13 protein-coding genes are annotated in these 12,236 nt (G+C 42.5%); 10 read left to right on the top strand and 3 right to left on the bottom strand.

Annotated elements, in window-relative coordinates; translation table 11 throughout:
* Positions 1–138: 138 nt before the first annotated feature.
* Complete coding sequence (locus JMW85_RS08340) at positions 139–804, bottom strand: DUF924 family protein (protein ID WP_201581428.1); 666 nt, start codon at positions 802–804, stop codon at positions 139–141.
* A gap of 90 nt (positions 805–894) precedes the next feature.
* Between JMW85_RS08340 and JMW85_RS08335 the strand changes: the two genes are divergently transcribed.
* Both JMW85_RS08335 and JMW85_RS08330 read left to right on the top strand, forming a co-directional pair.
* A complete protein-coding gene (locus JMW85_RS08335; RefSeq protein WP_201581427.1) occupies positions 895–2,133 on the top strand; it encodes a carboxynorspermidine decarboxylase in 1,239 nt (412 codons plus the stop codon).
* Between the two features lie 285 nt (positions 2,134–2,418).
* Positions 2,419–3,693 carry a saccharopine dehydrogenase family protein gene (locus tag JMW85_RS08330; protein WP_201581426.1) on the top strand — a complete coding sequence of 425 codons (1,275 nt, stop codon included), beginning with the start codon at positions 2,419–2,421 and terminating at the stop codon, positions 3,691–3,693.
* A gap of 106 nt (positions 3,694–3,799) precedes the next feature.
* On the opposite strand, the gene htpX is transcribed toward JMW85_RS08330, so the two are convergent.
* Positions 3,800–4,714, bottom strand: coding sequence for a protease HtpX (gene htpX / locus JMW85_RS08325; protein WP_055124936.1), 915 nt, complete (start codon positions 4,712–4,714; stop codon positions 3,800–3,802).
* A 325-nt stretch (positions 4,715–5,039) separates the two neighbouring features.
* On the opposite strand from htpX, the gene JMW85_RS08320 reads away from it, so the two are divergent.
* The 4 genes from JMW85_RS08320 to JMW85_RS08305 all read left to right on the top strand — a co-directional run bounded on the left by JMW85_RS08320 (position 5,040) and on the right by JMW85_RS08305 (position 7,091).
* Positions 5,040–5,501, top strand: coding sequence for a methyltransferase family protein (locus JMW85_RS08320; RefSeq protein WP_201581425.1), 462 nt, complete (start codon positions 5,040–5,042; stop codon positions 5,499–5,501).
* A gap of 61 nt (positions 5,502–5,562) precedes the next feature.
* Positions 5,563–5,892 carry a DHCW motif cupin fold protein gene (locus JMW85_RS08315; RefSeq protein ID WP_055124934.1) on the top strand — a complete coding sequence of 110 codons (330 nt, stop codon included), beginning with the start codon at positions 5,563–5,565 and terminating at the stop codon, positions 5,890–5,892.
* Between the two features lie 48 nt (positions 5,893–5,940).
* Positions 5,941–6,756 carry a PhzF family phenazine biosynthesis protein gene (locus JMW85_RS08310; protein WP_201581424.1) on the top strand — a complete coding sequence of 272 codons (816 nt, stop codon included), beginning with the start codon at positions 5,941–5,943 and terminating at the stop codon, positions 6,754–6,756.
* Positions 6,757–6,758: 2 nt separating this feature from the next.
* Entirely contained in the window at positions 6,759–7,091 is a 333-nt protein-coding gene (locus tag JMW85_RS08305) for a YnfA family protein (protein ID WP_045452826.1), read from the top strand.
* A gap of 89 nt (positions 7,092–7,180) precedes the next feature.
* Here JMW85_RS08305 and JMW85_RS14430 read toward each other — a convergent pair whose 3' ends face one another.
* Entirely contained in the window at positions 7,181–7,303 is a 123-nt protein-coding gene (locus JMW85_RS14430; protein WP_020443648.1) for a hypothetical protein, read from the bottom strand.
* A 396-nt stretch (positions 7,304–7,699) separates the two neighbouring features.
* On the opposite strand from JMW85_RS14430, the gene JMW85_RS08300 reads away from it, so the two are divergent.
* The 4 genes from JMW85_RS08300 (at position 7,700) to miaA (ending at position 12,021) form a co-directional block, all read left to right on the top strand.
* Complete coding sequence (locus tag JMW85_RS08300; protein ID WP_055124932.1) at positions 7,700–8,323, top strand: 6-pyruvoyl trahydropterin synthase family protein; 624 nt, start codon at positions 7,700–7,702, stop codon at positions 8,321–8,323.
* Complete coding sequence (gene tsaE, locus JMW85_RS08295; protein WP_201581423.1) at positions 8,316–8,840, top strand: tRNA (adenosine(37)-N6)-threonylcarbamoyltransferase complex ATPase subunit type 1 TsaE; 525 nt, start codon at positions 8,316–8,318, stop codon at positions 8,838–8,840. Before JMW85_RS08300 ends, tsaE begins: the two co-directional genes overlap by 8 nt.
* Positions 8,841–8,930: 90 nt before the next feature.
* On the top strand, positions 8,931–10,787 hold the full coding sequence (mutL, locus tag JMW85_RS08290) for a DNA mismatch repair endonuclease MutL (RefSeq protein ID WP_227681733.1): 1,857 nt from the start codon (positions 8,931–8,933) through the stop codon (positions 10,785–10,787).
* Between the two features lie 85 nt (positions 10,788–10,872).
* On the top strand, positions 10,873–12,021 hold the full coding sequence (gene miaA / locus JMW85_RS08285) for a tRNA (adenosine(37)-N6)-dimethylallyltransferase MiaA (protein ID WP_201581422.1): 1,149 nt from the start codon (positions 10,873–10,875) through the stop codon (positions 12,019–12,021).
* The last annotated feature ends 215 nt before the right edge of the window (positions 12,022–12,236 follow it).

The raw sequence follows: 12,236 nt of genomic DNA, 5'->3' as shown, positions 1-12,236 counted from the left end.
TTCCTCTCGCTTGAAATATATATATGCCTATACTTGGTTGCCTTGTACTTCACCCTTATTTTGAGTTGAAGTAACTGTATTACAATAAACCATATTACAATCAATCATATTGCAATCAATCATATAAATATATAAGCGCTAAAACGACGAGTTCGGTTGTTGCAAGAAGGCTTCTTCTTCATCCGTTGACTCACGATCTAAAATGTCATTGCGATGCGGATAGCGACCGAATTGTTCAATGATATCTTTATGACGATGTTCGAAATCCAGCGTATTGTCATCATGTAATTTTTCAAACAATGGTAAGTAGCGCTTATGGATCATCAATGATTCAGAGTGCATAAATGGCATGATGATAAACTTGCGCCATTCAGTCGGTAATGTATCAAAGTGTGGTTGTCCAATAGCCTCTTGTGCCAATGCGATAGCCATACTATCTTGTGCAAAAGCGCCTGCTTGCCCGCGACATAAATTACGCGAAAACTGATCTAAGACAATAATTTCTGCTAGTCTGCCTGCCAAAGCGGTGATTGAGCTATTGCTATCGGTTGGCGCGTTTGCGATACGCCATGTCACGCATTCACCTTGCTTGGCAGCTTGCCAGATGTCACCGAATTTATCTTTTATTTTCTTATCAAAAGTATCATTTTGCGCAAACCAATGTTGCTCATTGTCTTTGTCGAACCAAAACTCCAGTACTGCACGCGCATTAGCATCAAGATGTTCTAAATGAATGTTTTTTGGGTCGAGCTGCGATGAATAAGCTTGGCTAGTAGCAGTGGAATAATCAGTTGATAGTGACATAAGATATTCTAATTGCGGTGGATTTAGTCTACTATAGCGCAAATATTTATATCTGTCATGATGCCAACAGCAGCTATTAGGTAACCTCTTATGAATGCAAAAACTTCGCTAAACACCAACCAATCACCTCTACCTCCCACGCCTTATTATTTGCTCGATGAAGCGGCAATCGTTGCCAATATGCAGATTATCTCGCGGCTGTGTGAGCTATCAGGCGCTAAAGCATTATTGGCGCTCAAATGCTTTGCCACTTGGGGTGTGTTTGATGTTATGCAACCATACTTACATGGCACGACTTCATCTTCATTGAATGAAGTGCGTTTGGGCTACGAGACTTTTGGTAAAGGTAAAGACAGTGATAATAAAAAAGAAACTCATGCGTATAGCGTCGCCTATAGCGCTGATGAGATCGATGAAGTATTGAGCTATGCTGATAAAATTATCTTTAACTCTATCTCACAGTTAAATGCTTTTAAAGGTCAAGCGGCGGCAAAAAATATACCAGTGGGACTGCGCTTAAACCCAAAGACCAGTAATTCATCGTTTATCATCGCTGATCCTGCGCGTCCTTTTAGCCGTTTGGGCGAACATGATAAAAACAAGATTGCAGCGGTACTTGATGACATTACTGGGGTAATGATTCATAACAACTGCGAAAATGACAGCTTTGAAGCCTTTAGTGCCAGCTTGGCAGATATCGAAGACAGATTTGGTGATATTTTAGCGCAGCTTGAGTGGGTGAGTTTGGGCGGTGGTATTCATTTTATAGCGCCTGATTATCCACTAGAAAAACTGGCTGACAGGTTAAAAAGCTTTAGCGAAAAATATGGGGTGCAAGTTTATCTTGAACCGGGTGAGGCAAGTATCCATGGTGCTGGATCATTGGTTACGACCGTCTTAGATACCATGCACAATGAAAAAAATCTCGCTGTAGTAGATTCATCCATTGAAGCGCACATGCTTGATTTGTTAATTTACCGTGAGTCAGCGCCGATAGCGGCTGTTAATAGTGATTTAATGAATATTGCCTCTCTTGATATCGACCCTACCAATATCGCACCCATCAGCGAGAGCGCTAAGTCAGCTGATAATACCATTATCTATGGTCGTTCTTGTTTGGCGGGCGATATCTTTGGTGAGTATGCCTTGCCAAATAACCTAAAAATAGGTGATACCGTAACCTTTGGTAACGCCGCAGGTTATACCATGGTGAAAAAGAACTGGTTCAATGGTGTTAATATGCCGGCGATTGTGATTCGTCGTCTAGATGGCAGTATAGATGTGCAGCGCGAATTTGATTATCAAGATTACAAAGCCAGCTTATCTTAATTTAGTTGTGTCGGCAAATTTATTTAAGTTTTATAAATCAAAGACTTAAGTTTGTTTTTGAATGACTTTAACTCGTCTGTTTTTTATACATTATTTTTACCGATGTCTTCATAAAAATTGTTATAATCGCCACGGGCAAAAGCCAACAATCAAATGGTGCTTTGCCCGACGGGTGCGTGGGTTTTCCTCGGTCTTCCTTTTTAATTCACGCATATCATTCACTCGTTTCTGTTTTGACTCGCCACTATCGATGGTATCGACAGAGACACAAAGGAGGATTGTTCATTGAACACAAACCAACAAGCCAAATCTAGCAAAAAAGACGTACTCATCATCGGAGCCGGCGGTGTCGCTCAAGTGGTCGCGCATAAATGTGCGATGCATAACGATATCCTTGGTGAGATTCATATTGCCTCGCGCACGCAAGATAAATGTGATGCCATCGCCCAAAGCGTGAAAGATAAGAATAGCTTCAAGCAGCCTGCGGTATTACATACCCATCAAGTGGATGCTATGGATACTCAGGCGCTGATACAGCTGATTCAAGAGTCGGGTATCCAGATCGCCATCAATGTCGGTTCGGCATTTATCAATATGACGGTATTGGAAGCTTGTATCGAGACAGGTGTTGCTTATATCGATACCGCCATTCACGAAGATCCACGCAAGATTTGTGAGACGCCGCCATGGTATGACAATTACGAATGGCAGCGCAAACAGCGCTGTGCGGACAATAATGTCACGGCGATTTTAGGGGCAGGATTTGACCCCGGTATGGTCAACGCCTATGCGCGTCTTGGCTATGACATGATGGATGCAGGTTCGGTGACGGATATCGATATCATTGATATCAATGCTGGCAGCCACGGTAAATACTTCGCTACTAACTTCGATCCTGAGATTAACTTCCGTGAATTTACCGGTACGGTCTACTCTTGGCAAGACAGCAAGTGGCAGTCTAATAAAATGTTCGAAGTGAAGCGTACTGACGATTTACCAGTGGTTGGCGTGCAAAACAGTTACTTAAGTGGTCATGATGAAGTGCATTCGTTATCCGCCAATTTAGACGTACCAAATATCCGTTTTTGGATGGGCTTTGGTGAGCATTATATTAATGTATTCACTGTGCTACAAAGTTTGGGTCTACTCTCTGAGCAGCCGGTGATGACTGCTGAAGGGCAAGAAGTAATTCCGTTAAAAGTGGTCAAAGCGGTTCTACCAGACCCAAGCTCTCTTGCGCCAAACTATACGGGCAAGACCTGCATCGGTGACAAGGTCAAAGGTAAAATCAACGGCGTTGATAGCGAGGTATTTATTTACAATATCTCAGATCATAAAGACGCTTATAATGAAGTCGGTAGCCAAGGTATCTCTTATACCGCAGGCGTGCCACCCGTTGCTGCTGCCATACTGATCGCAACTGGTGAGTGGGATGCTGGCAAGATGGTCAACGTCGAAGAGCTGGATGCCAAGCCATTTATCAATCTGCTGAATAAGATTGGTTTGCCAACGCGTATCAAAGATAGCGAAGGCGACAGAGCGTTAGTGTTTGATATTTAATCAGTAAGTTTATCCAACAAAAAAGCCTATCTTTTATAGATAGGCTTTTTTTATGTCTGAGTTTTTACGTTAATTTTACGAGGAGGTAGGGGAGCTGATCCTGTCATTACCCTTCACTAGGATTATAATTTCTCAACGCCGCAATACGGTCATCAAGCGTTGGATGTGAGCGGAAGAGGTTCGCGATACTAAAGCCCGTAGACTGTCCTGATGAAATAGCAAACGCTTTCATGCTCTCAGGCATTTGATCTGGACGCTGCTCAGAAGGACGTAAAGCATCAAGCGCACTTATCATTTTGTCTTTGCTGGCAAGTTTTGCTCCCATCTGATCGGCACGGAATTCGCGTAGACGCGAGAACCACATAACGATGGCAGACGCCAAAAATCCAAGCAAAATATCCATCACAATACTCGTGATGAAGTAACCAATACCTGGGCTATCACTGGTATTTTTAAACACCGTCCGATCGACGAAGCTACCAATAATACGCGCAAAGAACATCACAAAGGCGTTTACCACCCCTTGGATGAGCGCCAGCGTGACCATATCACCGTTTGCCACGTGACCAATTTCATGCGCCAATACCGCTTCTACTTCATCGGGTGTCATGCTTTGCAGTAAGCCAGATGAAACAGCGACCAACGCTTTGTTTTTATTCCAACCTGTGGCAAACGCGTTTGGCTGAGAATTATTAAAAATTCCTACTTCTGGCATGCCAATATTTACCGCTCGCGCTTGTCTAGCGACCGTATCTACCAGCCATTTTTCAGTGGCATTGCTGGGGGTTTCAATAACCACTGTTCCCGTTGATCTTTTGGCCATCCACTTCGAGATAAATAATGATACCATCGAACCAACCATGCCGTACACGCCGCACATAATGGCAAGGCTGGTGTAATTTAGCCCGCCTGCGCCATGTACGCCACCAATTCCAAAAAATCTGGATAAAATACCAAAAACGATGCTAAATACCACAATCACCGCTAAGTTGGTTAATAAGAACAATCCGATACGCATCATGATGCCAGTTTCCTCATTTAAATTTAAATACAACTTTAAGACATAATACTCTATGAGGTATTATATTTTTATATATGTTTTTACTTTACATAAATGGCGTTATTTTGATAAATAACAATCCCAGTTAACCGTATAAATACAGTGATATGGTTAGAGAGCAAAGAATAAAAATAAAGGGTAGCGACATCTAAAAGGTAAAAATAATTATTTTTTGATGGTTTAAATAGTCAAGGGCTAAAAGTAAAAATTAAAACGAAAATAGTGAGCAGGTATCATGAGCACTCACTGTTAAGGTTTTTCATTTAACGCTCTATGAGGTCTAATCATGAACGCTCTAGCACTTAAAGTCCCTCCAGTCGCCCAAGTGATTATTACCGCTGCTGCTATGTATGGCGTCTCTAAAATGGTTCCTGCTTTGACGTTCTCACTTAACGGCTCAACTGCACTGGCAGTGGCTTTGGGTGTGATGGGTCTGAGCTTAGGTATCATGGGTGTGACTCAATTTAGAATAGCTCAGACCACGCCCAATCCGCAAGCGTTAGAGAAGGTCTCTAGTTTAGTGACCAGCGGCGTATATCAGTATAGTCGCAATCCGATGTACGTGGGTCTGGTGATTATATTATTAGGCTGGGCGTTCTATCTTTCTCACCTTCTGGCGTTTGTATTATTGCCTATTTTTATACTTTATATAACGCGCTTTCAAATCCAGCCAGAAGAGCGAATGATGGCACAGAAATTTGGCAAAACTTATCAGGATTATCTAAATAAAGTGCGGCGCTGGATTTGAGGTATAGTAAGTAAAGATTTTATGATAAATGAATGAACAATAAAATCAGGGAGATGACGTTATGGAAATGAAAAATATACCTTTTGCTATTACCGATTGGACGACAGTAGAAGCGGTAGAAAACAAAGGTGAAACGGGCACGGGGTATTGGAAGACTTGCGAATTCAACAATATCAATGTGCATATGGTTGAGTACTCCGCAGGCTACCTTGCCGATCATTGGTGCGATAAAGGACATATTTTATTCTGTGTTGAGGGCGAGCTGAACACTGAGTTAAAAGATGGTCGTACTTTCACCTTAACAGCGGGCATGACTTATCAAGTGGCGGACAATACGATTGCGCATCGTTCGTCAACGAAGATAGGCGCTAAGCTATTTATTGTTGATTGATATTGCCCGTAGAACCATAAAAAATAAAAATAGAAATGAGAATATAACATGCAACTAGAAATCAATGTCGTCGATGCCTTCACGGACACCGTTTTTAAAGGAAATTCAGCGGCAGTTATTATCACTGATAACTGGCTCACTGATGATTTGATGCAATCGATTGCCTTTGAGAATAATTTATCTGAGACAGCTTTTATGGTTCTTGATGATAAAGGCATTTATCACATCCGCTGGTTTTCACCTTTCACTGAGATTGCATTTTGCGGGCATGCAACCTTGGCGTCAGCCTTTGTGTTATTTAACAAAAACCCTCATTTAGACTGTATTAAATTTTCAGCCAAAGCGGTTGGTATATTGACCATTGTGCAAACAGACGATGGCAAGATACAAATGGATTTTCCTAATACTAAGCCTGAGAAAGTTGAAAATATCCCTGATAGCTTGCTTGCAGGACTATCTATTGCACCCGTTGAAGTCTATAAAAATACTCAAGCCTATTTTGTGATTTATAATGCTGAGTCTGACGTATTAACAGTAGCGCGCGATAACGAGCAGCTAAAACAGCTTGCGCCTTTAGATGTGGTGGTGACTTGTCAGGCTAAGTCTGCTGACTACAAAAATTATGATTTTATTTCACGTTATTTTTGGCCAGCTAATGGTGGCGATGAAGACCCAGTGACGGGTTCAGCTCATACAGGGCTTGCACCATTATGGGCTGAGCGTTTGGGTAAAAATAACTTGGTCGCTTATCAAGCATCACGTCGCGGCGGGGTTCTAGACTGTGTCGTCGCTGGCGATAGAGTCATTATCTCTGGTCATGCCGTTCAGTATATGATAGGTTTTATCACGATCGAGGAGTCATAGGGTTGGCTGAATTAAAAACCGTTGGACTGTTTGCACTGACCGCATTAGCAGAGATTGCGGGCTGCTATTTGCCTTATCTATGGCTGCGAGAAGGTAAGTCTATTTGGCTGCTTGTCCCTGGCGTACTAAGCTTGGTCGCTTTCGTTTGGCTGTTGTCTTTACATCCTGCCGCAGCTGGTAGAGTCTACGCGGCTTATGGCGGCGTGTATATTTCGATGGCTATTTTATGGTTATGGGCGGTGAATGGTATCAGGCCGACCACGTGGGATATAGTAGGTTCTGCGGTTGCGTTATTAGGCATGGCAATTATTATGTTTGCGCCGCGCGGTGCTTAGCATAAAGACCGCACCTAGCATAAAAAATGCCAATCAAACCGTGAGGTTCGATTGGCATAGATTTAAGTGACACAATGATGCACTAAATATTAATGTTTACCTAAGATACTGCCATTGTCGTCTTTCTTAGATTGTTTGGCGGCTTTTTTCTCTTTTGCCGTTAATAGCGGTTTCTTTTTTACGTTCTTTTTACTGTCTTGACCTTTACTCATGGTTTTTTCCTCTTGAGATAAGCCGTAATACCTTTTAAGCCGGTGTAAATAACTTGAAGGTTAGATTAATGCTGATGACGCAAATAGTGCGTACTGCAATGAGTATATGCTTAAGGGGTCGCAATAGATAGCGCTAGCACAATTCACCTACGATTTGAGTCAATCCTGTATCCATCCCTTGTATGATGCTCCTTCTAAAAATTTGTTTGATAAATGAATTTTATAAGTAGATTTTCGATGCCATGGATTTATTTAGTCAATACTGCTATTAATAAGTGCTTACTTACGGAGTCATCATGATTTGCTATAATAAGCGACAAGCCGATAAGTCGTCGCGGCAAACTTTTATAATATTCATATTTAGCATAAAAATGCTTACTGTTTTGGTTGATTGTTATGCGTATCCGTAAACTTTTTAAATTTGAAAATGCACATATTGTGCGTAATTGTAGCTCTGAGCGCTGCAAACACTCTATCCATGGTCATAGTTATCAGATTGAGCTGATTCTTGAGGCTAAGCGCTTGGATCATGGGCAAATGGTCTATGATTTTGGCTTATTAAAATCGTCTATCAAGGACATTATCGATAGCTTTGATCATGCGATTTGTTTTTGGAATAAAGACGACCCTGAGTATGTCGCTGCCTGTAAAAAATTCAGTGCGCGCTGGATAAGCTTGCCAGTATCTCCATCGGCAGAGCAGTTTTCACGCGTGATATTCTTTTGGGCGCAAGAAATTTTAAAACAAACCCAAATGCAAAACGGTGAATCTGATGTCAGTGTTTACTCGGTGATTGCACACGAAACCGCTACCGGTTACGCACAGTGCTTTGCTGATGATGTGGCGAACGAGCAAATGGGTAAGCTTCATCTAGAAGCGTTTGAGTTTAGCGATCAAGTCAGTGCCGAGTGGCATGACCCTGAGCTATATGCCAAATTGATCCGCGGTGAAAGCTTTATCAACCCAACGGTGACTATGCAGGTACAGACGCAAGTACAGGCAGGTAAGCCTGATGCCTAATAGTACAACAGAGGACAAAAACGCTAAGACGCTGACACTGTATACAGAAGCTGATACTCAGCGTTTGGCCGCGCAATTGGCAGCTTTACCCTTGACAGGTAGTGTCTGGCTGGCTGGTGATTTAGGGGCAGGTAAAACGACTCTGACTCGCTATTGGTTGCAGGCGCTCGGGCATGCAGGTGCCGTCAAAAGCCCAACTTATACCTTGGTTGAGCCTTATAGCATCGAGCAAACAGACGGCTCAGTCAAGCCAGTTTACCACGCGGATTTGTATCGTCTGCAAGACCCAGAAGAGCTGTCTTTTATCGGTTTTGATGAGTATTTGGATGAGCCAAATGCGCTAGTTATCATCGAATGGGCAAGCCGCGCAGACAGCTATTTACCGCCGCCCACCTTGTTTATTGATATGACGCAAGCTACTAGCACTGATAAGGATAATGAGTCTCGTCAAGTTGAGCTGCGGCTATCGAAGGCTGGACAAGCGCAAGGCTTGGATTTATCCTCTGTTAAGATTTAATTATACATTTGAATGTTCAACAGACCTTAATATAAGTCATCAATATCTAGCAGTACTACTTATCATCACGTAAAACAACGATACCTCTTAATGCCGCAAATGCCAGACAATCATTCTTATACTCGCATCAAAAAACTATCGCCGCTGCTCATCAATCAATTGGCAGCGGGTGAGGTAGTGACACGCCCAGCAGCCGTAGTCAAAGAGCTGCTAGAAAACGCCATTGACGCTAGTGCGACCAATATTGAGATACATATTACTCAAGGCGGCATGGGTATGATCGAAGTGGTCGACAATGGCATGGGCATTCATCCTGATGACATGGTCATGGCAATTACCCGTCATGCAACCAGTAAAGTCGCAGATGTCGCTAACTTACACGGTATTACGACGTTGGGTTTTCGCGGGGAGGCATTGGCAGCGACGGCGGCAGTATCTCGGCTGACTTTAACCAGTAGCCATGACGCCAGTGGCATCGGTCGCCAGTTGCAAGTCGCAGGTGTGTTAGATGATGCGCCAAAGCTCATGCCAGTTGTGCATCATCGTGGTACGACCATTAGAGTTAAGGATTTATATTTTAACGTACCAGCACGCCGTGGCAATTTGAAATCTATTGCGACCGAGTTCAGTCATATCGAAACGATTGTGCGCGAAGTGGCTTTGGCGCGAGCAGATGTGGCACTGACGCTCTTTCATGACCATAAAAAACGATTGTCACTTTCTTCAAGTGCGATGTCTTTAAGTACGATGTCTTTAAGTACGATGTCTTCAACTACAAGGCTTTCAAATTCAAAGTCTTTAAGTGCTGTTTCTACAAATGCTAATGGCAATAATAATGTCCATCCTTTGCCATTGGCACGTCTTGAGCAAGCGACTGGGTTGTCGTTAACCAAGAAGGCGTTAGAGATAGCGATAGACTTCACCAGTTTAATGCAGCCATCTAGAGAGTATGTTAATAATAGCTTTGGCGATCAAGCAAGCGTTAATGGTTGGTTATGGCCTATCACTGATTCGCAGGACACCTTACCAAAATTAATCTATGTGAATGGAAGACTGGTCAAAGAAGCATTGATAAGCAATCAGCTACGCCAACTTGCCCAAACTGCTCAGTTGGTAGGAATTGGCTATGCGCTTTATTTTGACTTGCCCACTCAGTGGCTCAATATCAATGTGCATCCATCTAAACAGCGTATCAAAATAAGTCCGCTCAATAATATTATGGCGCATGTAAGCCATGCGATTCGGACAAAACTTAAGACAGTAGTGACTACAGAAACGATCAGTTCTGCTAATGCTATTCAAATACTAGGTAATAGTCAGATAGTAGATAGCAATCTGTCTATCGATAACGCATTCGCTACTGCAATGCCAAACGTATCAGCGACCATTCATTCAAGCAAAAGCCAGCAGGTAAAAGCGCCCAAACAACCCTATCAATTGTCAGAAAATAGGTATTCGCCTCAAACCTTAAACGTACCAAGTGTTTCTGAGAAAATAAGTCAAAACACCAGAGGTATCGCTAAAGATGTCGCAAGACATTCGATATCTCTGCCTTATTGCCTAGACGTTGTTACTCATTTAAATGAGGCATTAACCGAATCTGTTGGCACGACATATAGTGAGAATAAAGCACTGCCTTGGTTATTGTTTTATCATCAAAGCCAATGTGTACTGATCGGTGCAGAGAGTTGGCAATCAAAGATGCGTTCATTATTTGAGTCAAGTTTACTTAGCAATAGGGCAGGTAAAAAAGATCAATGGTTGCACAGTGCAAATGAGATTAATCAACAACTTGCCGCCGTGAGCATGCAAATGTCAAAGCAAGATTTGATGGTGTTCTTGGCGGATATCGACGCGTTACTGACTCAGCATGCGATTAAAGCAATAGATGGTAATCAATTAGCAACATTGATGCTATTATCAGCGCCTGAGTCAATACAGCTATAACGACAAAAATATAATAAGCAAGTTTTAGCGATGACACCGCTCAAAGTTATTTATTGCTACTAATATCATTAATAAAGGCAAGCCTATGCAACTTTCATCTGACAGCTCATCTTATCGCCTAAACGCCAATTTAGCAGATAATAGCGTGGTGTGTTTGATGGCGCCGACAGCAAGTGGCAAGACTGCACTGGTTTATGAGTTATATGATACAGGGCGTTATGAGCTAATTTCAGTAGATTCAGCGCTGATTTATCGTGATATGAATATCGGTACGGCAAAACCAACCACTATTGAGTTGGCGCGTTATCCACATCATTTGGTTGATATTATCGATCCTATGCAGAGCTATAGCGTCGCCGAATTTGTGCATGACGTTGCCCGTTTGATTGATAGCTGTCACGAGAATGGCAAAATACCGTTGCTAGTTGGCGGTACTATGATGTATTACATGGCGCTGCTAGACGGGCTATCTCCAGTACCTGATAGTGATGATAGTGTTCGCGCACGTGTGGAGCAGTGGCGGCAAGATGAAGGCATTAGTGCGCTTTACGACTATTTGGGTGAGATAGATCCGATCAGCCATGAGCGCCTTAATGCGACCGATACTCAGCGCATCACCCGAGCAGTTGAAGTTTATCTGCAAACTGACATCCCTATAAGTGACTGGCAGCGCAAGCCCAAGCAGGCATTGGCAAATAATCCCAACCAGCAATGGCATGCATTGACAGTCATGCCTGATCGTCCATGGTTGCATACACGTATCGAGCAACGTTTAGATATCATGTGGAATGACGGGTTGGTGGCTGAGGTCATTGGTCTGTTGGAGCGCTATCCTTTAACACCAAATCTACCATCCATGCGCTGCGTTGGTTATCGACAAGTACTAGAATACCTAGTACATATCGATCACCCAGTATTTGAACAGCCTCATCTAGACAAAGCGCAATTTCACAGTGCTTTTGAAGTGCTCCAGTCTTCGGCTCAATCAAGTTTATCTGATGGTGCGACCGAGGCACTTGCTTGTCAGCAAATGCAAAATAAGGCATTATATGCGACAAGACAATTGGCAAAACGTCAGTACACATGGTTACGCAAAGTCATGCAATTGCCTAGTACTTCCATGGATGGGGCGATAGCAGCCTATACCTCTAGCGAGGAAGGCTATTCTATAGACCGCAATATGGTGGTAAAAGCATTCACTACCATGGCGCAGGCAAGAGACTATTTGTATTAAATCTATCAATGATACTAGGGCGTGTCCTTATTTTAAAAATGGTGATAAAAATGAGATAAACTGCCTCAAAATATGGTATGAGTTAATACCTTATAAATACAATATGGTGTACTAAAATTATAGTATTGCAAAAATCTCTATGCAACTATTAGAAAGTAATGACAATTAGTATCAAATTATATCGTACATAGCTGTTATAATTTAAATTCATCAAA

It is taken from the genome of Psychrobacter glacincola, from assembly GCF_904846075.1.
Taxonomy (GTDB): domain Bacteria; phylum Pseudomonadota; class Gammaproteobacteria; order Pseudomonadales; family Moraxellaceae; genus Psychrobacter; species Psychrobacter glacincola_C.
This window is presented reverse-complemented; position numbering and strand designations above follow the sequence as displayed.